Consider the following 19154-nt stretch of genomic DNA (forward strand, 5'->3'; position numbering starts at 1 on the left):
TCGACTCGATTTGCTGCTAGGGAGTTGACGCTACCGCTCCGCGGTCGGCGATCCGACCGGTTCGGCGGAACGGGCGGCCGGGAGCGACCCGACCAGCGCCGCGACGAACACCGCGCCCAGCGCCACGGGCACGGCCCCGCCCGCGGACACCGCGAGGAAGTACACGACGGCCACCGACAGCGCGCACACGGCGGCGCCGACGGCGAAGCGCCCCGGCCCCGCCGCGTGGCGGCCTGCCAAGAACACCACCGCCGCCAGCAGGAGCAGGCAGCCGTGCCACAACGCGGACGGGTCGCCGGACTCGGCGACCAGCCGCCACACCGCGACCACGCCCGCCAGGGCCACCGCCACCACCGGCAGCACCGCCTGCACCCGGGGCAGGCCGCCCGCCGTCACCCCGGACCCGACCAGCAGCGCGGCGGCGGCGAGCAGGAACACGGTCCCGAACGCCAGCGGGGCCAGGCCGCGATCACCGGACAGCGACAGCACGAGCATGGCCGTGACCGCGCCCGAGACCAGGACCAGGCCGAGGGCGACCCGGTCCGGCAGGGCGTGGCCGCTCGGGCTCCACACCAGCACGGCGGTGGCGGCCAGGTACACCAGGGCGGGCAGCGCGGCCCCGGGCGAGCGCGTGACCCAGGACAGGTACACCGCGAGCCCGATCGAGGCCAGGACGGCGAAGACCCCCAGCAAGCGGTAGACCGCTCGTGTCGGCATGCGCCCCACCCCCGTGCTCGGCGACTTATCCGGACCGCCGGACTCGGCGGCACCGGTGCGGCCATACTAGGACCGAAGCGCGCCGGCCCGAGGTCGGTCCGGCGTTACCTGTGGACAACTGAGGGGGCAGGCGGTGGCGAGCGGCACGACCGTGTTCAGCCGGGTGACGGTGGTGGCACCGAGGACGCGCATCGACGTGGCCCTCCCGGCGGACGTCTCGGTGGCCGACCTGCTGCCGATGCTGCTGGAGATGGCCAAGGAGGTCAGCGCCGACGGCGGGGCCCGCCACGGCGGCTGGTGCCTGGCCAAGCTCGGCGGCTCGCCGCTGGACCCGGCGCGCACGCTGGGTTCGCTCGGCGTCGTCGACGGCGACATGCTGCAACTGCGCAAGCGCGCCGAGAACCCGCCGGACCCGCTGTTCGACGACGTGGTGGACGCCATCGCGGAGTCGTCGCCGGACAGCTACCGGCCGTGGACCAAGGAGACGGCCAACCGGATCGGCCACATCGCGGGCACGCTGACACTGGTGCTCGCCGCGGTCACCGTGCTGCTGTCGGGCCCGCTGGGCGGCGGCGGCAACCTGCCGCCCGCGATCACCGGCGGTGCGGCGGCGATCGTGTTCGTCGTGCTGGGCGCGGTGCTGGCGCGCAGCTACCAGGCGCGGACCACCGGCGTGCTGATCGCCGCGGCTGGCGGGCTGCCGATGGCCTTCGTCAGCGGGCTGCACATCGTGCCGGGCGAGCTGGGCAGGCCCAGCCTGCTGCTGGCCAGCGCGCTGGTGCTGATCGTGTCCTCGGCGTCGATCATGCTGATCGGCGCGGGGGTGACCACGTTCGTGGCGGCCGGGTCGGCCGCGCTGCTGGGCGTGGTGGCCTTCACCGTGGCGACCCTGGTGGACCACCCGGCGGCGGGCATCGCCGCGGGCACCGTGGCGGTCGCGCTGGCCGCGCTGTCGGTGCTGCCCCGGCTGACCATCCAGCTCGCGCGGCTGCCGCTGCCGAACGTGCCGGGCTCGGCCGAGGACCTCAAGGAGGACACCGGCTTCCCGGACTACCGCTCCATCGAGCGGCGCGCGGGTCTGGCACACGAGTACATGACCGGCATGATCATCGGCTGCGGCGCCGCCGCGGCCACCGGCGCGATCGTCAGCGCGGGCTCCCCGACGGTGTGGGGCGTCATCCTCGGCGTGGTGGCCACGCTGGTGCTGCTGCTGCGCGGCCGCACCTACGCCAACGGCAGCCAGGCGATCGCCCTGCTGGCCACCGGCATGCTGTCGGCGGTGGGCATCGCCATCGGCTGGCTGATGGGCGCGGACACCTTCGACCGGCTGCTGTGGGTGTTCGGCTCGCTGGTGCTGCTGGCGGCGGCGGCGCTGGTGCTCGGCGTGGTCTTCCCCGAACAGCGCTTCTCCCCGCCGCTGCGGCGCACCGTGGAGATCATCGAGGCGGTGTGCATCGCCGTGGTCCTGCCACTGGCCCTGGCGGTGATGGAGCTCTACACCAGCCTGCGGCAGGTGAACCTCTGATGCGCGGCAGGCGGTTCGGGGCGGTGGTCGCCGCCGCGCTCATCGCGGTCTCCCTGCCCCCGGCCCCGGCCGCGGCGCAGTCGCAGCCCACGCCGTCGGGCGAGCAGGAGCCGGACTCGATGGCCACACCGCCGCCGCTGGAGCCGAACTACCCGGTGCCCACCGGCACCGCGCCGGACATCCCCTACGAGCGCAAGGTCGCCTGCATCACCGCCGCCCCGGGCAAGCAGACGGACCTCAAGAACAAGCCGTGGGGCCAACTGGAGATGCAGTTCGACGAGCTGCACACCTTCAGCCGCGGCGAGGGCGTGCTGGTCGGCGTGATCGACACCGGCGTCAACCCGCACAACTGGCTCAACGCCCGCGGCGGCGGCGACTTCGTCAGGACCGACGAGCGCAACGGGATGCTCGACTGCGACGGCCACGGCACCGAGGTCGCGGGCATCATCGCGGCCAACCCGCCCAAGGACAGCGGGATCGGGTTCATCGGCATCGCCCCCGGCGCGGAGATCCTGTCGATCCGCCAGTCCAGCGCGAACTACAGCGGGCAGCGGCAACAGCCGAACGGCCAGACGCAGGAGGAGCCCGCGGGCACCCTGGACACCCTCGCCCAAGCGGTCGTCTCAGCCGCCGAGCAGGGCGCCAAGGTCATCAACATGTCGGTCGACAACTGCAGGCCGGTCACGGGCGGGCCGATCAGGCCCGCGGAGAAGAACCTGCAGTCGGCACTGCGCTACGCCTTCGAGCAGAAGGACGTGGTGCTGGTCGCCTCGGCGGGCAACAACGGCGAGGACTGCTCGGCCGGGGTCAACACCGGCAACCCCGAGCGCCCGTCCCACCTGGTCATGCCCCCCTGGTTCTCGGAGTACGTCATCTCGGTGGCCGCCGTCAGGGACAACGGCGACCCGGCCGAGTTCTCCATCCCCGGCCCCTGGGTGACCGTCGCCGCCCCCGGCACCGAGATCATCTCGCTGGACCCCACCGACCCGAACGGGCTGGTGAACCAGCAGTTCCTCCCCGGCCAGCAGCAGGCCCAGCAGATCCAGGGCACCAGCTTCGCCGCCCCGTACGTGGCGGGCCTGGCGGCGCTGATCCGGTCCTACCACAAAGGACTCGACGCCAGGGCGGTCGTGGACCGCATCACCAGCACCGCCCTGCACCCCGCCGCCCCCGGCGGCCGGGACAACCGGATCGGCTACGGGATGATCAACCCGATGGCCGCGCTGACGGCGACGATCCCGAGCGAACTGGGCATCAAGGCGGACGAGAACCTGAACGTGAAGGCCGTGCTGCCGCCGCCGAACAACAAGAACTGGGCGCCCACGCAGGTGGCGATCATCGGGTCGGCCGGGGCTGTGGTGCTGTTGCTGTTGACGTTGTTCGTCGTGCACACGGTGCGGCGCAACCGGCGTGGAAGCGAAGCGGTCTGAAGCGCCGGGGGGTGGCGAGAACACCCCCGAGCCCCACCTGGCCTGCTTCAGTCGTCACCGATCACTGAAGGGCTGGCCTTGGCGGGCTTGCCGAAGATGTCCTCCGGGTTGCCGGAGACCTTCGTACGAGCCTTGTGCTCGTTGCCGCCCGCCCCCTGGGCCCCGCCCATCATCCCGCCCATGGGCATCCCACCCATCATCCCCCGCCCACCCGCGCCACCAGCGGCGGCGGCAGGCGCGGCGCCGCCTGTCGGCAAGCCACCGCCCTTGGTGGGCGGCGCTTCGCCCACGCCGGTGGTGGCCCCGGTGCTCATGGGCGCTGCCGCCGCGCCCGACCCCGCGCTGCCACCAAGGCCGGCGCCACCGCCACCGAAACCGCCGCCACCCGCACCCGCGCCACCACCGGGGGAGTCCAAGGCCGCAGGCGAGACACCGGTGTCGAGGTCGGCCCCGGAACCCCCCGGGACGGCGACGCCGGAGACCTCGGGAGCGGACAACGACCAGTTGTCCTCGGGGAAGGCGTGCGCCATGGTGATCTTGTCGAAGACCTGGGAGCCGTCGACGCCCTCGCACATGCGGACGAAGGCGTCGAGGACCTGGCGGGTGGCCTCGAACAGCTCGCGGGTGGGGCGGCGCATCTGCTCGAGGTACTGGCGGGTGCGCTCCTCCCCCTGCACGGCGCCGGACATGGCCTGCGCGGCGACCTCGGCCATCTCCACCATCACCGTGGCCAACTCGTCGACGATCCGGCGCAGGCCGTCCGCGGTGACGTCGAGGACCTCGCCCATGGTGATCATGGCGTCGGCCATGTCGTGGCCCGCGAGGCCGATCCGGTTCATGTACTCGATGAACGACTCGGCGTCCGCGCCCTGCCAGGCGGCGTCGAGGCCGCCGAGGGGCTGGGTGAGGTACTGCGTGACGACCTCGGCGACCGCGCCGACCGAGCGCCAGCGGTCGGCCTCGGCGTGCAGGTCGCTCCACCGGCCGACGACCGGGGAGAAGTACTCCTGCACCGGGTCGGGGATGCCCAGCTCGGCGGCGAGCTTGCTGAGCAGGTCCAGGTGGGCCGAGATGCGCGACTGGATCTGCGCGCCGTCCGGACCGCCCTGGGCCTGGCTCGGCCGCGGGCTCGGCACGGGCACGCCGTTGACGGCCGCGGCCAGCTCGGCGACCGCCCGTTCGGCGGCGGCCAACGGGTCCGCGACCGCGGGGCGGGCGTCGACGCGGGCCAGGGCGGTCGCGTCGCCGTCGAGCGCGGAGGCGATCCCCCCGGTCGGCCAGCCGTCGAGGGAGCCGCTGATGCGGGACAGGCCCGCCTCGCCGTCGGCGGGCTCTCGCGTGCGCATGGTCGCCCCTCTCAGGCCTGGCCGCTGCGGTTGATGGAGGCGACGCCGTCGTCGTCGGAGCTCTGGTACTGCTTCGCGACCCCGTCCAGGCCGGTCGCCGCCGACTGCAACGCCTCGACGCCGCGGGTCAACTGGGCGCGCAGCACCTCGGCCGCGCGCAGGTACGACTCGGACACGCGAACGGTCTTGCCGAGGCTGCCGAAGGAGTCCGCCGTCAGCGGCGCGGTCCGCATGACCTGGCCGCCCTCGGCCAGGACCTCGGCCGCGTCGTGCACGTTGGACGCGTACTGACCGACCCAGGCCGGGTCGACCCTGATCGTGGCCACCGGCCGCACCTCCTCGCTCACACGGGCGTCGTCACCGGTGTGACGGTAGTCGGGATCGGCCGGTTCCCGGGACCGCCGATCAGCCCCCGCCACCCGGGGCGGCGTTGGCCCCGCTCGGCGACGGGAACTCGCCCGGCTCGACCGGCACCGAGTCGTAGGTCTGCAGGACGTCGCTGGTGTTGAGCTGGGCGCCGTTGGGCAGCAACTGCATGATCGCGTCCGGAGCGGGCAACTGGTTGGCCAGACCGAGTGTGGCGGCGGTGCGGGCGTCCTGGACGCCGTACTTCACCCCGCGGTCGGAGACCAGGTAGATCGGACCCGTTTGGAAGTTCTGCGGATTGGTCGAGCCGCGCACGACGGCCGCCTTGCCCGCGGGCATCACGAAGGACTCGATGCGGACGCCGGACGAGCCGGTGGTGCTGATCTTGACCGGTCGCGGCGCGGGCTTGCCCTCCTCCTTCGGCGGCATCGGCAGCGTGGTGCCCACGTGCACCTTGGTCTGCTGGTCGGCGGTCTCACCCGAGCCGACCAGGCCCCAGCCCAGGCAGGCGACCGGGAGGTTCTCCGGGGTGAGCACCTCGACCAGGTCCTCGGGGAAGCTGCTGTCGTCGATGACGTCGAGGTTGCGGTTGGCGGGGAGCTGCTCCGGCGGGATGCGCTCGATCTCGGCCTGCTTGCCGCCCGCCCAGCGGATCAGGTCGGCGGTGCTGCGCTTCACCTGCTGGGCGCCGCCGTCGAGGATCGCGAAGTAGTCGTAGCCCGTCCCCGCGCGCTGGACCTCCACGACGTCGCCCACGACGAAGCCGTTCTCGACGGACTTTCCCCGGTTCGGGATGTCAGGCGCGGCGAGCGGGGAGACAGCGGGGATGGCGTTGAGCAGGCCGGGGGTGATCTGGCGGCTCAGGCCGTCGCCGTCGATCTTCAACGCCGACTTGGTGCTGCCGTTGGTCATGTCGACCTCGGCCCGGACCGTGTTGGCGTTGGGCAGGTTGGCCGTGGTCGGGGTGCGGTAGACGAGGTAGGTCTTCTTCGACTCCGGCTCGGTGACCAGCAGCCCCTCGTTGCGCGCCAGCTCGCGGCCGAGGTCGGGGACGCCGCCGAGGACGGTCGTCTCGATCTCGTTCTCCGAGGCCGGGTTGTTCAGCGACGGGTCGAGCTTGTAGGTGTCGCACACCGCCCAGTTCGCGCCGATCCGCTCGCCCTCGCCCCCGGGGAGGAACTGCGGGCCGTCCTGGATGCCGGTCAGCCGGTCGCGGGGGACGCCGACGAGCTTGCTGTCGTCGACGATCTCCGTGCCCTGGACCGCGGTGGTGGCGCCGCCCGCGTCGGTGTTGCTGCCGGGACCGCTCTGGCCGCCGCTGGAGCGGGCGAGCATCAGCAGCCGCGCCGAGGCGAGGTTGAACGTCGGGACGAGCACCTCACCCTGGGGCGTGTCCTTCCAGTAGACGTAGACCGCACCCGATGGCTTGCCGATAATGATGCTGTCCTGGTCCGGCAGCTTGCCCGAGGGCGACAGCAGCCCCCAGACCAGGAAGCCGATGCACGCGATCGCCGCCAGGCAGGCGCCCACGATCGTCGCCCTGGAGTGGGTGCGCATCGGGTCGTGGAGCATCACCGCGTCCTTGCGCACCAGTGCCGACTGCATTCGGCGCAGCACGAAGCGGTATGCCTGGACCTGAGACTTCGTCGTTGGTGTTGATGGCATTCTCGGCCTGCTGCTCTCCCCGTCGCGGTACCGTTCCGCAGGATAGACCCATGGCCTCGGCCGTACGCGGCTCTTGCGCCAACCTGTGGACAAACCCCGGGTTCGCGCAGGCCAGCAAGCTTCGCGAGGGGAAGAGACCGATCGGATGACCGTGGCGACCACTCCGCCGGGACACGGCAGGACCCCACCTGGACCACCGCAGCGGCCGGGCGGACCCGGCGGGCCGGGCAGACCTGTCGGTCCCGCGGGCCCGGGTGGTCCGGGTGGGCCCAGCGGCAGGCCCGGTGGTCCGCCAGGACCCGGTGGCCCCGGCAGGCCCGGTCCCGGACCCGGCGGGCCTGGTGGGCCGAGCGGCCCTGGCGGGCCCGGTGGACCCGGTGGGCCGAGCAGCCCTGGCGGGCCCGGTGGACCCGGTGGGCCGAGCGGCCCTGGTGGGCCCGGTGGGCCCGGTGGCAAGGGGCCGAACGGTCCTGGGGGCCCCGGCGGGCCGTCCGGCGACGGCGGGCGCCCGGGCGGGACGCCCGAGGCCCCGAAGGCGCGGGTCTCGGCGCGCAGGCGCACGCGCGGGGCGAGCCTGGGCTCGCTGCCGGTGCTGAACCTGGTGGTGCTCGAGGTCGGCGTCGCGATCGGGCTCGTGCTGCTGGCGGTCGACCTCGACCTGGTCTACGTCGCCATCGGCGTGGTGGTCGTGGCGCTGGTGCTGGCGTTCCTGCGGTGGCGCGGGCGCTGGTTCACCCAGTGGATCGGGCTGACCACGCGCTACACGTTCCGCTCGCACGCGCGGCAGACGAAGCTCACCGAGAACACCGCGACGATGGAGGAGCAGCTCGCCGCCGACGACGGCCCGTCGGTGACCGGGCCGGACGACGCCAGGGTGGCGCTGCTGCGGCTGGCGGTGCCGGACCTCGTCGTCGCGCACAGCCAGGACCACGAGCGCAAGCCGGTCGGCCTGGCCTGGCACGAGGGCACCTGGACCGCGGTCCTGCTGGTCGACCCGGCCCCGGCGCTGGTGAGCGCGGTCGGGCAGACCCCGAGCCTGCCGCTGGGCGCGCTGGCGCCCTGCCTGGAGGACCGGGGCGTGGTGCTCGACGCCATCCAGGTCATCTGGCACTGCTACCCGGGCAGCGTGGCGCTGCCGCCGAACTCCCCCGCCCTCGGCTCGTACCTGGAGGTGCTCGGCCCGCTGCCCGCGGCCGCCCGGCGCACGACCTGGGTCGCGGTCCGGCTCGACCCCCGCCGCTGCCCCGCCGCGGTCCGCGAGCGCGGCGGCGGCGTCGTCGGCGCGCACCGGGCGCTGATCGGCGCGCTGTCGCGCGTGCGCAACGCGCTGGAGTCGCGCGGGGTGCCCACCCGGCCGCTGGACCCGGACGAGCTGCTGCGCGCCGGGATCTCCTCGGCCGAGCTGACCGGGGTCGCGGGCTCCAAGACCCAGGTGAGCCTGCGCGAGCGGTGGACCGGGGTGACCGCGGCGGGCATCGGCCACGCCAGCTACGCCATCACCGGCTGGCCGCAGGGCAAGCAGGCCACGAGCCTCAACGCGCTGCTGGGCGTGCGCGCGCTGTCGGCGACGGTGGCGATGTCGATCTCCCCCGGCTCCGACGAGGGCCAGGTCGGCCTGCGCGGGCTGGTGCGGGTCAGCGCCCGCAACCCCGACGAGCTCGCGCTCGCCGACGACCGGTTGACCAGCATCTCGAACCGAATCGGGATCACCCTCACCCCGCTGCGCGGCCTGCAGGTGGCCGGGTTGGCGGCGACGCTTCCGCTGGGAGGACGGGCATGAGCGGGTCGAGCAGGCTGCTGGACACCACGGGCAGCGCGGCGAGCATCGCCCCGGAGTTCCTGGTGACCCCGGACATGCTGGACGCGGTGAGCCCCTCGGGCGACCGCGGCGGCATGGTGCTGGGCTCCGGGATGCAGGGCGAGCCGTTGACGATCTCCGCGCTGCGGCCGTCGGCGACCAGGATCGTGCTGGTCGGCGGGCTGTACCTGGCGCGGCAGGTGGCGCTGCGGGCGATGGCGGTCGGCGCGTGGGTGGTCGTGGCCACCGGGCGGCCGGGCGCGTGGCAGATGTTGCAGAAGGCGGCGGGCGAGGGCCAGCAGCTCGTGCAGATCCGCAGGCTGAGCCCGGTGGAGCTGCCGCGGCCGTCTGAGGACGCTCCGCTGCTGGTGGTGCACGACGGTGGGCCGACGCCGCAGGAGCTGTTCCCGCCGCGGACGCCGTGGCAGACGACGGTGTACGTGCTGCCCTACATGCACCCGCAGGCCGGGGCCACGGCCAATGCCGCGGATCTGGTGCTGTTGCAGCGGCTTCCGGTGGGGCAGGCGCAGTTGGCGGCACGCATTTGGCGGCTGCCGCCGCCGATGGTGCAGCAGTTGACCTCGTTGGCTGACGATCAGGTGGTGGCGTTGGGGCGCAATCTCTGGAAGCCGCTGCGGTTGGTGACCACGGCTAAGGAGCAGCAGATTCTGGGGCCGGTTCGTCGGGGTGATTGAGCGTGCCCTGGGGCCCTGTGGGGTGAGATAGGGCCTGTCCCTTGGAGCCGCGGAGTGTGTAGCTCCAAGGGACAGGCGGCCAGGACTGGGTCGAGGCCCAGGGCTGACCGGTCTTTGGGCGGGGTGTTAGAGGAGCTCGGCGGTTTTGTGGTTGGTGGGGATGCGGAAGGAGACCACCGTCTTCGTTGTGTCGGTGTGTTTTTCCGGGTCGGGGATCTGGCGGATGAGCAGCAGGCCGCGTCCGGCGGGCTTGGCGTGTCGTGCCGGGGAGGGGTGGGGGGCTGTGCCCGCTCCTGTGCCTTGCACCCGGATGTCCACCCAGCCGTCCACTTCCGACAGCGTCACCTCGACCGGTGCTCCCCCGAGGATGACGGCGTTGACGGTGGCCTTGTGCACCGCGAGCGCCGCCTGGACTGGGAGCAGGCGGTCGAGGGCGTCTCCGAGCGGCTCGAGGTCGGCGATGCCGGTGAGGCGCAGGCTGAGCACCGCTAGAGCCTGGCGGTCGGGGGTGCCTCGACATAACCAGCGGACGGGTGACTCTCCATCATCGAACGAGTGACCCGGTCACAGTGTGCGTACTCGCCGCGTGATCGCGGCGCGGCGGGCCAGGTCGGCGTCGGCGGGGTAGTCCACACCGATCAGTGCCAGGCCGTGCGCGGGGGCCACAGTGACGTGGCTGGGGCGTTCGGTGGCCGTCAGCATGCTCGCGGGCCAGTCGACGGGCTTGCGGCCCTCCCCCACGGCCAGCAGCGCGCCGACGAGGCTGCGGACCATGGAGTGGCAGAAGGCGTCGGCGCTCACCCTGGCCTCCAGGACGCCGTCGGGTGCGCGGGTCCAGTCCAGGCGCTGGAGTTCGCGGATGGTCGTGGCGCCCTCGCGGCGCTTGCAGAAGGCGACGAAGTCGTGCTCGCCCAGCAGCAGGGACGAGGCGGCGTTGAGGGCGTCCAGGGCCAGCGGGCGGGGCCAGGTGACCACGTGGTTGCGGCGCAGTGGGTCGGCGCTCTCCTGGGCGTCGCAGACCCGGTAGAGGTAGTGGCGGCGCAGTGCGGCGAACCGGGCGTCGAACTCGGGTGGCACGACCCGTGCCGAGGACACCCGGACGTCGGCGGGCAGGGCGCGGGCAAGCCGGGACACCAGGGGGGGCAGGTCGACCTCGGCCGGGAGGTCGAGGTGGGCCACCTGGCCGGTGGCGTGCACCCCGGCGTCGGTGCGGCCCGCCACGGTCAAGCGGACGTCGCGGCGCAGCACGAGCGACAGCGTGTCCTCGATGACCCCGCAGACCGTGCGGCGCTGCGGCTGGCGGGCCCAGCCGGAGAAGTCCGTGCCGTCGTAGGCGATGTCGAGGCGCACACGGACGAGCCCGCCGTCCCCAGCGGGGGCGGCGGGCTCGTTCGCGTGGTTCTGGGCGGCCAGGACTACTTGTCCTTGGCCTCGTCGGCCGGGGCCTCGGGAGCGGCGCCGTCGACCTTGGCGTCGTCAGCCTTGGCGTCCGAGGACTCCACAGCCTCCGAAGACTCCACAGCCTCCGGGGAGTCGACGGAGGTCTCCTCGGCGGTGGTGTCCGCCGCCGGGGTCGCCTCGGTCTTCGGCTCGTCCTTGGCGAACTTGGTGCCGCGAGCGGCCTCCGCCTCAGCCGTGACCGTCTTCTCCTGGATCAGCTCGATGACGGCCATGGGGGCGTTGTCGCCCTTGCGCGGCATCGTCTTGGTGATCCGGGTGTAGCCGCCCTTGCGGTCGGCGTAGAACGGGCCGAGCTCGATGATCAGGCGCTGCACGACGTCCTTGTCGCGGATCACCTTCATGATCTCGCGGCGGTTGTGCAGGTCACCGACCTTGGCCTTGGTGATCAGCCGCTCCGCGTAGGGACGCAGCCGCTTGGCCTTGGCCTCGGTGGTGGTGATCCGCCCGTGCTGGAACAGCGCCGTGGCCAGGTTGGCCAGCAGCAGCCGTTCGTGCGCGGGGCTGCCGCCGAAGCGGGCGCCCTTCGTGGGGGTGGGCATTGCTTGCTCCTTGGGGAAATCCGCTGCTCAGACGTCCTGGCGGACTAGAGCTGCTCGGTCTCTGCGTAGTCCTGGCCGTCGTCGGTGCCGGTCTCCGCGCCGTCCGACCACGTGTCCGTCGTGTAATCCGCGGCGGCGGCGGTCGGGTCGAACCCGGGCGGGCTGTCCTTGAGCGCGAGGCCCAGGCCGACGAGCTTCATCTTGACCTCGTCGATGGACTTGGCGCCGAAGTTGCGGATGTCCAGCAGGTCCGCCTCGCTGCGCGACACCAGCTCACCCACGGTGTGGATGCCCTCGCGCTTGAGGCAGTTGTAGGAGCGCACGGTGAGGTCGAGGTCCTCGATCGGCATCGCGTAGGCGGCGATGGTGTCCGCCTCCTGCGGCGAGGGGCCGATCTCGATGCCCTCGGCGTCCACGTTGAGCTCGCGGGCCAGCCCGAACAGCTCGACCAGCGTCTTGCCAGCCGAGGCCACCGCGTCGCGCGGGGTGATCGACGGCTTGGTCTCGACGTCGAGGATGAGCTTGTCGAAGTCGGTGCGCTGCTCGACGCGGGTCGCCTCGACCTTGTACGTCACCTTGAGCACGGGCGAGTAGATGGAGTCGACCGGGATGCGGCCGATCTCCGCGCCCGCCTGCTTGTTCTGCACGGCCGGGACGTAGCCGCGACCGCGCTCGACCACGAGCTCGATCTCCAGCTTGCCCTTGCCGTTCAGGGTGGCGATGTGCAGGTCGGGGTTGTGCACGGTGACGCCCGCAGGGGGCACGATGTCGCCTGCGGTGACCTCACCGGGGCCCTGCTTGCGCAGGTACATCGTCACCGGCTCGTCCTCCTCCGAGGAGACCACGAGCTCCTTGAGGTTGAGGATGATGTCGGTGACGTCCTCCTTGACCCCCGGCACGGTGGTGAACTCGTGCAGCACGCCGTCGATGCGGATGCTGGTGACCGAGGCGCCGGGGATCGAGGACAGCAGCGTGCGCCGCAGCGAGTTGCCCAGCGTGTAGCCGAAGCCGGGCTCGAGCGGCTCGATGACGAAGCGGGAGCGGGTCTCGACGACCGGCTCTTCGGCCAGGGTGGGACGCTGTGAGATGAGCACTTCTTGGTTCTTCCTTCCCTTGGGCGCCCGCTATTTGACGCCCGGCGTGATCGGGATGCCGACGCGCTGACCGGTGCTGGACCGGGGCGCGACAGCGGGGCGGCGGCTCCTGCGCCGCCGCCCCCAGTCGTCACTTCGAGTAGTACTCGACGATGAGCTGTTCCTGGACCGGGATGTCGATCTGCGCGCGCTCGGGCAGCTGGTGCACGAGGACGCGCAGGTTCGACGGGACCACCTGCAGCCAGCCCGGGACCGGGCGGTCGCCGAAGGACTCCTTGGCCACCACGAACGGCAGCGTCGGCAGCGACTTGGGCTTGACGTCGATGATGTCGAACTTGGACACCTGGTACGACGGGATGTTGACCTTCTTGCCGTTCACGATGAAGTGACCGTGCGAGACCAACTGGCGGGCCTGGCGGCGCGTGCGGGCGAGGCCCGCGCGGTAGACCACGTTGTCCAGGCGCGACTCGAGGATCTGCAGCAGGACGTCGCCGGTCTTGCCCTTGCGACGGGTCGCTTCCTCGTAGTACTTGCGGAACTGCTTCTCGAGGATGCCGTAGCTGTAGCGGGCCTTCTGCTTCTCCTGGAGCTGAAGCAGGTACTCGCTCTCCTTGACCCGACCGCGGCCGTGCTGGCCGGGCGGGTAAGGGCGGCGCTCGAAGGCCTGGTCGCCGCCGACGAGGTCAACCTTGAGCCGACGCGAGATGCGCGTGGCGGGGCCGGTGTAACGTGCCATTTTTTCTTACTCCTCCCCGTTCCTCAGACCCGGCGCCGCTTGGGCGGGCGGCAGCCGTTGTGGGGCTGCGGGGTCACGTCCTGGATGATGCCGACCTCGAGACCCGCCGCGGACAGCGAGCGGATCGCGGTCTCGCGACCGGAGCCCGGGCCCTTGACGAAGACGTCGACCTTCTTCATGCCGTGCTCGGCGGCCTTGCGGGCAGCGCTCTCGGCGGCCATCTGCGCGGCGAACGGGGTCGACTTGCGCGATCCCTTGAAGCCGACGTGACCCGAGGACGCCCAGGCGATCACGGCGCCGGTCGGGTCGGTGATGGAGACGATCGTGTTGTTGAACGTGCTCTTGATGTGAGCGTGCCCGAAGGCGACGTTCTTCTTTTCCTTGCGCCGGACCTTCTTGGCTCCGGCGCCGGTGCGCGACTTGGGGGGCATGTCTTCGGGTATCTCCTACTCGGGCCGCGAAGTGGTGAACTCAGGACCGGCGTCCCGGATGATGGATCCGGCGTCCTTGTACAGCTCGCGCAGCGCCTTGGGACGGGCGCACTTGGGCGCGACGGTGTACGCCATGAAGGACCGGCGACCGCGGCGCTGAGGCGCCATGGTCCCGACGGACTGACGGCCGAGGCTCACTTCTTGCCGGCCTTCTTCTTGCCCGCGACGGTCTTCTTCGGGCCCTTGCGAGTACGGGCGTTGGTCTTGGTGCGCTGACCGCGCACCGGCAGACCGCGACGCCACCGCAGGCCCTCGTAGCAGCCGATCTCGATCTTGCGACGGATGTCGGCCTGGACCTCGCGGCGGAGGTCACCCTCGACCTTCCAGTTCTGGTCCATGTACTCCCGGAGCTTGACCAGTTCCTCATCGCTGAGGTCCTTGGCGCGCAGGTCCGGGTCGATGTTCGTCGCGGCCAGCAGCTCCTTGGAGCGGGTCCGGCCGATCCCGAAGATGTAGGTGAGCGCGATCTCCATCCGCTTTTCGCGGGGGAGGTCCACGCCTGCGAGTCGTGCCATTCGGCGTTGTCTCCTCTTGTACTAGTCCCCGGGTTTGCTCCCCCTCCACCCCGGACCGACTCAAGGTCCGGGACCCGGCCTGGGGTCCGGGCGTGCACCGGGTCCGACTGACCCGGCAGGTAGGGGGAGGCCCTCTTCTCGCGGCAACGAAGTCCGCGACGAGCGGGCGATCAGCCCTGGCGCTGCTTGTGGCGCAGGTTCTCGCAGATCACCATGACCCGGCCGTGACGGCGGATCACCTTGCACTTGTCGCAGATCTTCTTGACGCTCGGGTTGACCTTCACGTCTGCTTTCTCCAGCTCTCGGCCGTGGCATCCCCGGTCGTGCTGACCGGGGAGTTCGTCACTTGTAGCGGTAGACGATGCGGCCGCGGGACAGGTCGTAGGGCGAGAGCTCCACGACTACCCGGTCCTCCGGCAGGATGCGGATGTAGTGCTGCCGCATCTTGCCGCTGATGTGTGCCAGGACCTTGTGGCCGTTCTCCAACTCGACGCGGAACATCGCGTTGGGGAGTGGCTCGACCACGCGGCCTTCGACCTCGATGGCCCCGTCCTTCTTGCCCATGTCCTCCGCGTTTCGTGACGTTGTTTGTGCGTGACTTCGGACCGTGCGTTGTTGCTTGTCGTGCTCCGCCTGCGCGGGGCACGGCAGCAGGAACTGCACCGACCTGAGCACACGACGGAATTGGCGCACACTAGCCGCGCCACCGGTCAAGTGTACGCACCGGCGGTGAGGGAGAGAAATCGGGGCCTACTTCTGCGTCAATCATTCACCCGACAGTGGTGAACGCGCAGGTCAGGAGCCTTCGGGCGCCGTGAGAACCCAGGGACCGTCCTCGGTGATGGCGACGGTGTGCTCCCAGTGCGAGGCGCGGGAGCCGTCAGTGGTCACCACGGTCCAGCCGTCCTCGAGCTCCAGGGTCTCCTCGGTGCCGAGGGTCAGCATGGGCTCGATGGCGATGGCCATGCCGGGGCGCAGCCGGGGGCCGCGGCCGGGCTTGCCGTAGTTCGGCAGGAACGGGTCCATGTGCATCGAGGAGCCGATGCCGTGGCCGCCGTACTCGCGGACGATGCCGTAGGAGCGGCCGTGCGCCTTCGCGGCGGTTCGCGTCGCGGTCTCGATGGCGTGCGAGACGTCGTAGAGCTTCGCCCCGGCCACGGTGGCGGCGATGCCCGCCTCCATCGAGGCCTTGGTGGCCGCGGACAGGTCGGCGTCGGCGGCGGAGAACTCGCCGACGGCGAAGGTCATCGCCGAGTCGCCGTGCCAGTCCTCGAGGATGGCGCCGCAGTCGACGGAGACGATGTCGCCGTCGGCCAGCACCTGGGTGGCGGCCGGGATGCCGTGCACGATCTGCTCGTTGACCGAGGTGCAGATGCTGGCCGGGAAGCCGTGGTAGCCCTTGAAGGACGGCACGGCCCCGGCGTCGCGGATGGTCTGCTCGGCGATCTCGTCGAGTTCGGCGGTGCTGACCCCGGCCTTCACCGCGGCCTGGACGTTGCCCAGCGCCCGCGCGACCACGATCCCGGCCGCGCGCATCGCCTCGAGCTCACCCGGCGACTTGATCTCGATCATGCGCGACTTCCAGGTCGCGATGGCCGCGCGCAGGCCGGAGAAGCCACGGCTCATGCCCGCCCGCGCAGCGCCGAGAGCACGCGCTGGGTGACCTCGTCGACGTCGCCGACCGCGTCGATGCTGATCAGCAGCGCCGTGTAGTAGTCGAGCAGCGGGGCGGTCTCCTTGCGGTAGACCTCCAGCCGGTGGCGGATGACGTCCTCGCTGTCGTCCGCCCGGCCGCGACCGAGCATCCGCCCGACCACCACGTCCTCGTCGATCTTGAACTCGACGACGGCCGTCAGCGCGGCCGCGTCGAGGACCGCGCGCAGGAAGTCGGCCTGGCCGGTGTTGCGCGGGAAGCCGTCGAGCAGGAAGCCGCCCTGGGCGTCGGCCTCGGCGAGCCGGACGCGGACCATCTCGTTGGTCACCTCGTCGGGGACCAGGCCGCCGCTGTCGATGATCGCCTTGACCTGCCGGCCGAGTTCGGTGTTGTTCGCGATGTGCGCCCGGAACAGGTCCCCGGTCGAGATGTGCGGAACGCCGAGCTCCGCGCTGAGGGCCTTGGCCTGGGTGCCCTTGCCCGCGCCGGGCGGGCCCACGAGAACAACACGAGTCACTTCAGGAACCCTTCGTAGTTACGCTGCATGAGCTGGCTCTCGATCTGCTTCACGGTGTCCAGGCCCACGCCGACCATGATGAGCACGGCGGTGCCGCCGAAGGGGAAGTTCTGGTTGTTCCCCTGCCCGCCGGTCAGGTCGAGGAAGAAGTTCGGCAGCACCGCGATCGTGCCGAGGTAGATCGAGCCGGGCAGGGTGATCCGGCTCAGGACGAAGCTCAGGTATTCCGAAGTGGGGCGCCCGGGGCGGATGCCCGGGATGAAGCCGCCGAACTTCTTCATCTCGTCAGCGCGCTCGTTCACGTTGAACGTGATGGTGATGTAGAAGTACGTGAAGAAGATGATCAGCGCGAAGTAGAGCGCGATGTGCACCGGGCTGGACTGGCGCACGACGTAGTTCGCGATGAAGTTGCCCCACGGCGTGCCCTCGCCGCCCGCGAGGCGGGAGATCAGGTCGGGCAGGAACAGCAGCGACGAGGCGAAGATGACCGGGATGACGCCTGCCTGGTTGACCTTGAGCGGCAGGTAGGTCGAGGTCCCGCCGTACATGCGGCGACCGATCATGCGCTTGGCGTACTGCACCGGGATGCGGCGCTGGCCCTGCTCGACGAACACGACGCTGGCGATGATCAGCAGCGCGAACACGCAGACGACCGCGAAGGTGATCGGGCCCTTCTCCAGGATCAGGGCGCCCTCGGTGGGGATGCGGGCGGCGATGTTGATGAACATCAGCAGCGACATGCCGTTGCCGATGCCGCGCTCGGTGATCAGCTCGCCGAACCACATGATCACAGCGGTGCCCGCGGTCATCGTGATCACGATGACGATCAGCGTGAAGACGCTGCTGTTCGGGATGATCTCGTCCGGGCAGTTGGTGAACAACTGGCCGCGGTCGGCCATCGCCACGATGCCGGTGGCCTGCAGGACCGCGAGCGCGATCGTGAGGTACCGCGTGAACTGGGTCAGCTTGGCCTGACCCGACTGGCCTTCCTTCTTCAACTGCTCGAACCGCGGGATGACCACGGTGAGGAGCTGGATGATGATGCTCGCGGTGATGTAGGGCATGATCCCGAGCGCGAAAACGGACAACTGCAGCAACGCGCCGCCGCTGAACAGGTTCAGCAGCGAGACGACGCCCTGGTTGTCGACGTTCTCGATGCACCGGCGCACGTTCGGGTAGGACACACCCGGCGACGGGACCGCCGCACCGACCCGGTAGACCGCGATGATCATCAGGGTGAAAAGGATCTTGCGGCGCAGGTCCGGCGTCGCGAGAGCCGAGCGGAAGGCGCTGAGCACCGCAGGAACCTCCTCGGCGTCGCCTGCAGCTCACCGCAGGCGAACGGCTTGTCCCGGCAAGGGATGCCGGCGTGTACACGTGTCCCCACCCGCCATCGCGGCAGGCGAGGAACGCTCCGGGGGACAGGGCTCCCGCAGCGTGCTGCCGACTGTAACAGGACTGCGAACCCCAACAGCACCCCCCAGGTACTCGCCGGTAGCGAACACGGGGCGCGAGCACTCGGCGTGAGTGGGCGTTGCTCCATTGGGGGGCACGCCGCCAGAGCCCCTGGGGAGAAATGGGGCAAAGGAACGCAAATTTCGCTGGCGTGCCGCTACGCCGAGGTCGAGACGAGCATCAAGACCCGCGAGCAGCACCCGATGACCGAGGCCATGGACGCGATCGGGTACAGCGGCGTGACGCTGGGCAACCCCGGTCTGCCGCTGCCGACACCGTCGACGCACCCACCGGGCTGCCGGGATATCAGCCGATCGTGATCAAGAAGTTGACCGCACGGGGGCGCGAACCGGCGGGCCGGGCCAGGCAGAACTGGGCACCGCGCTCCGGACAGAGCCACTGTGGACGTCAGAAGGCCTGCCCGTCCTGTCCACCGGCCCAGAGCGCCGTCACGTGAAACGGCAGCGAGGCCCGGGAGCGTGCGCTCCCGGGCCTCGCTGGTCTTGATCAGCGTTGTCAGCCGCTGGTGAGGGTGGCGGTGCCACCCGCCGCCGACAGCTTCTCCGAGGCGGAGCCGGAGAACTTGTCCGCGGTGATGTCCAGCTTGACGCCGTTGAGGTCGCCGTTGCCGAGGACCTTGACGAGCTGGTTCTTGCGGACCAGGCCCGCGGCGATGAGGTCGGCGATGCCGACCGTGCCGCCGTCGGGGAACGAGGTGGCGATGTCGCCGACGTTCACGACCTGGTACTCGACGCGGAAGCGGTTCTTGAAGCCCTTGAGCTTCGGGAGCCGCATCTGGATGGGCATCTGCCCGCCCTCGAAGCGCGCGGGGACGTTCTTGCGCGCCTTGGTGCCCTTGGTGCCGCGACCGGCGGTCTTGCCCTTGGAGCCCTCACCGCGACCCACTCGGGTCTTCTCGGTCTTGGCGCCGGGTGCCGGGCGCAGGTGGTGGACCTTGATAGCCATGTGTCAGACCTCCTCGACCTGCACGAGGTGGCGGACGGTGTGGATCAGGCCGCGCACCTCGGGGGTGTCGTCACGCACGGTGGACTGGCGGATCTTCCGCAGGCCCAGGGTGCGCAGCGACTCACGGTGGTTGCGCTTGGTGCCGATGACGCTCTTGACCTGCGTGACCTTGAGCTGTGCCATG

22 protein-coding genes are annotated in these 19154 nt (G+C 71.0%); 4 read left to right on the top strand and 18 right to left on the bottom strand.

The genetic code is table 11. From position 1 onward, the window contains the following. Nucleotides 1–30: 30 nt before the first annotated feature. The gene (locus tag GCL84_RS24475; RefSeq protein ID WP_156757900.1) at nucleotides 31–717 is read right to left on the bottom strand and encodes a hypothetical protein; all 687 of its coding nucleotides are present in this window, start codon (nucleotides 715–717) and stop codon (nucleotides 31–33) included. A gap of 133 nt (nucleotides 718–850) precedes the next feature. On the opposite strand from GCL84_RS24475, the gene eccD reads away from it, so the two are divergent. Together eccD and mycP are read left to right on the top strand one after the other, a co-directional pair. Continuing rightward, on the top strand, nucleotides 851–2242 hold the full coding sequence (gene eccD / locus GCL84_RS24480) for a type VII secretion integral membrane protein EccD (RefSeq protein ID WP_156757901.1): 1392 nt from the start codon (nucleotides 851–853) through the stop codon (nucleotides 2240–2242). Then, nucleotides 2242–3672: a type VII secretion-associated serine protease mycosin gene (gene mycP / locus GCL84_RS24485; RefSeq protein ID WP_156757902.1), complete on the top strand. Its 1431-nt coding sequence runs from the start codon at nucleotides 2242–2244 to the stop codon at nucleotides 3670–3672. The genes eccD and mycP overlap by 1 nt, the downstream gene beginning before the upstream one ends. Before the next feature lie 47 nt (nucleotides 3673–3719). On the opposite strand, the gene GCL84_RS24490 is transcribed toward mycP, so the two are convergent. From GCL84_RS24490 to eccB, 3 genes are all read right to left on the bottom strand, one after another. Then, nucleotides 3720–5018 (bottom strand): WXG100 family type VII secretion target, encoded by a 1299-nt coding sequence (locus tag GCL84_RS24490; RefSeq protein WP_235926670.1) that lies wholly within the window; start codon nucleotides 5016–5018, stop codon nucleotides 3720–3722. 11 nt (nucleotides 5019–5029) lie between these two features. Next, nucleotides 5030–5344, bottom strand: a complete 315-nt coding sequence (locus GCL84_RS24495) for a hypothetical protein (RefSeq protein ID WP_156757903.1) — start codon at nucleotides 5342–5344, stop codon at nucleotides 5030–5032. 79 nt (nucleotides 5345–5423) lie between these two features. Beyond that, on the bottom strand, nucleotides 5424–7049 hold the full coding sequence (eccB, locus tag GCL84_RS24500; protein ID WP_156757904.1) for a type VII secretion protein EccB: 1626 nt from the start codon (nucleotides 7047–7049) through the stop codon (nucleotides 5424–5426). A gap of 589 nt (nucleotides 7050–7638) precedes the next feature. Between eccB and eccE the strand changes: the two genes are divergently transcribed. Together eccE and GCL84_RS24515 are read left to right on the top strand one after the other, a co-directional pair. After that, nucleotides 7639–8829 carry a type VII secretion protein EccE gene (gene eccE, locus GCL84_RS24510; RefSeq protein WP_197523489.1) on the top strand — a complete coding sequence of 397 codons (1191 nt, stop codon included), beginning with the start codon at nucleotides 7639–7641 and terminating at the stop codon, nucleotides 8827–8829. Further along, nucleotides 8826–9542, top strand: a complete 717-nt coding sequence (locus GCL84_RS24515; protein ID WP_156757905.1) for a hypothetical protein — start codon at nucleotides 8826–8828, stop codon at nucleotides 9540–9542. The genes eccE and GCL84_RS24515 overlap by 4 nt, the downstream gene beginning before the upstream one ends. Nucleotides 9543–9668: 126 nt before the next feature. Here GCL84_RS24515 and GCL84_RS24520 read toward each other — a convergent pair whose 3' ends face one another. From GCL84_RS24520 to rpmD, 14 genes are all read right to left on the bottom strand, one after another. Continuing rightward, entirely contained in the window at nucleotides 9669–10028 is a 360-nt protein-coding gene (locus GCL84_RS24520; protein ID WP_156757906.1) for an ATP-binding protein, read from the bottom strand. A 78-nt stretch (nucleotides 10029–10106) separates the two neighbouring features. Next, a complete protein-coding gene (truA, locus tag GCL84_RS24525; protein WP_197523490.1) occupies nucleotides 10107–10892 on the bottom strand; it encodes a tRNA pseudouridine(38-40) synthase TruA in 786 nt (261 codons plus the stop codon). Between the two features lie 65 nt (nucleotides 10893–10957). After that, nucleotides 10958–11542 (bottom strand): 50S ribosomal protein L17, encoded by a 585-nt coding sequence (rplQ, locus tag GCL84_RS24530; protein WP_156757908.1) that lies wholly within the window; start codon nucleotides 11540–11542, stop codon nucleotides 10958–10960. Nucleotides 11543–11586: 44 nt separating this feature from the next. Continuing rightward, the gene (locus GCL84_RS24535) at nucleotides 11587–12636 is read right to left on the bottom strand and encodes a DNA-directed RNA polymerase subunit alpha (protein ID WP_156757909.1); all 1050 of its coding nucleotides are present in this window, start codon (nucleotides 12634–12636) and stop codon (nucleotides 11587–11589) included. A gap of 130 nt (nucleotides 12637–12766) precedes the next feature. Beyond that, a complete protein-coding gene (gene rpsD / locus GCL84_RS24540; RefSeq protein WP_156757910.1) occupies nucleotides 12767–13372 on the bottom strand; it encodes a 30S ribosomal protein S4 in 606 nt (201 codons plus the stop codon). Nucleotides 13373–13395: 23 nt separating this feature from the next. Further along, on the bottom strand, nucleotides 13396–13803 hold the full coding sequence (rpsK, locus tag GCL84_RS24545; protein ID WP_156757911.1) for a 30S ribosomal protein S11: 408 nt from the start codon (nucleotides 13801–13803) through the stop codon (nucleotides 13396–13398). Nucleotides 13804–13997: 194 nt separating this feature from the next. Next, the gene (gene rpsM / locus GCL84_RS24550; RefSeq protein WP_156757912.1) at nucleotides 13998–14378 is read right to left on the bottom strand and encodes a 30S ribosomal protein S13; all 381 of its coding nucleotides are present in this window, start codon (nucleotides 14376–14378) and stop codon (nucleotides 13998–14000) included. A 170-nt stretch (nucleotides 14379–14548) separates the two neighbouring features. Then, nucleotides 14549–14662, bottom strand: coding sequence for a 50S ribosomal protein L36 (gene rpmJ, locus GCL84_RS24555; RefSeq protein ID WP_018682809.1), 114 nt, complete (start codon nucleotides 14660–14662; stop codon nucleotides 14549–14551). Between the two features lie 58 nt (nucleotides 14663–14720). Beyond that, on the bottom strand, nucleotides 14721–14942 hold the full coding sequence (gene infA, locus GCL84_RS24560; RefSeq protein ID WP_005166804.1) for a translation initiation factor IF-1: 222 nt from the start codon (nucleotides 14940–14942) through the stop codon (nucleotides 14721–14723). A 231-nt stretch (nucleotides 14943–15173) separates the two neighbouring features. Beyond that, the gene (gene map / locus GCL84_RS24565) at nucleotides 15174–15950 is read right to left on the bottom strand and encodes a type I methionyl aminopeptidase (protein WP_156758111.1); all 777 of its coding nucleotides are present in this window, start codon (nucleotides 15948–15950) and stop codon (nucleotides 15174–15176) included. A 50-nt stretch (nucleotides 15951–16000) separates the two neighbouring features. Then, the gene (locus GCL84_RS24570; RefSeq protein ID WP_156757913.1) at nucleotides 16001–16549 is read right to left on the bottom strand and encodes an adenylate kinase; all 549 of its coding nucleotides are present in this window, start codon (nucleotides 16547–16549) and stop codon (nucleotides 16001–16003) included. Beyond that, complete coding sequence (secY, locus tag GCL84_RS24575) at nucleotides 16546–17847, bottom strand: preprotein translocase subunit SecY (RefSeq protein ID WP_156757914.1); 1302 nt, start codon at nucleotides 17845–17847, stop codon at nucleotides 16546–16548. The genes GCL84_RS24570 and secY overlap by 4 nt, the downstream gene beginning before the upstream one ends. Before the next feature lie 673 nt (nucleotides 17848–18520). Continuing rightward, nucleotides 18521–18970, bottom strand: a complete 450-nt coding sequence (gene rplO / locus GCL84_RS24580; RefSeq protein ID WP_156757915.1) for a 50S ribosomal protein L15 — start codon at nucleotides 18968–18970, stop codon at nucleotides 18521–18523. A gap of 3 nt (nucleotides 18971–18973) precedes the next feature. Continuing rightward, a complete protein-coding gene (rpmD, locus tag GCL84_RS24585; protein WP_156757916.1) occupies nucleotides 18974–19153 on the bottom strand; it encodes a 50S ribosomal protein L30 in 180 nt (59 codons plus the stop codon). Nucleotide 19154 lies beyond the last annotated feature (1 nt).

This window comes from Actinokineospora pegani, from assembly GCF_009745975.1.
Taxonomy (GTDB): Bacteria; Actinomycetota; Actinomycetes; order Mycobacteriales; family Pseudonocardiaceae; genus Actinokineospora; species Actinokineospora pegani.

Bases quoted from the DNA above. Each gene is read 5' to 3' on its own strand.
- GCL84_RS24475 (WP_156757900.1), bottom strand. From the start codon at position 717: ATGCCGACACGAGCGGTCTACCGCTTGCTGGGGGTCTTCGCCGTCCTG.
- rpsD (WP_156757910.1), bottom strand. From the start codon at position 13,372: ATGGCACGTTACACCGGCCCCGCCACGCGCATCTCGCGTCGGCTCAAG.
- infA (WP_005166804.1), bottom strand. From the start codon at position 14,942: ATGGGCAAGAAGGACGGGGCCATCGAGGTCGAAGGCCGCGTGGTCGAG.
- rpsK (WP_156757911.1), bottom strand. From the start codon at position 13,803: ATGCCCCCCAAGTCGCGCACCGGCGCCGGAGCCAAGAAGGTCCGGCGC.
- GCL84_RS24490 (WP_235926670.1), bottom strand. From the start codon at position 5,018: ATGCGCACGCGAGAGCCCGCCGACGGCGAGGCGGGCCTGTCCCGCATC.
- map (WP_156758111.1), bottom strand. From the start codon at position 15,950: ATGATCGAGATCAAGTCGCCGGGTGAGCTCGAGGCGATGCGCGCGGCC.
- mycP (WP_156757902.1), top strand. From the start codon at position 2,242: ATGCGCGGCAGGCGGTTCGGGGCGGTGGTCGCCGCCGCGCTCATCGCG.
- rpsM (WP_156757912.1), bottom strand. From the start codon at position 14,378: ATGGCACGACTCGCAGGCGTGGACCTCCCCCGCGAAAAGCGGATGGAG.
- eccB (WP_156757904.1), bottom strand. From the start codon at position 7,049: ATGCCATCAACACCAACGACGAAGTCTCAGGTCCAGGCATACCGCTTC.
- rpmD (WP_156757916.1), bottom strand. From the start codon at position 19,153: ATGGCACAGCTCAAGGTCACGCAGGTCAAGAGCGTCATCGGCACCAAG.
- rplO (WP_156757915.1), bottom strand. From the start codon at position 18,970: ATGGCTATCAAGGTCCACCACCTGCGCCCGGCACCCGGCGCCAAGACC.
- rplQ (WP_156757908.1), bottom strand. From the start codon at position 11,542: ATGCCCACCCCCACGAAGGGCGCCCGCTTCGGCGGCAGCCCCGCGCAC.
- GCL84_RS24515 (WP_156757905.1), top strand. From the start codon at position 8,826: ATGAGCGGGTCGAGCAGGCTGCTGGACACCACGGGCAGCGCGGCGAGC.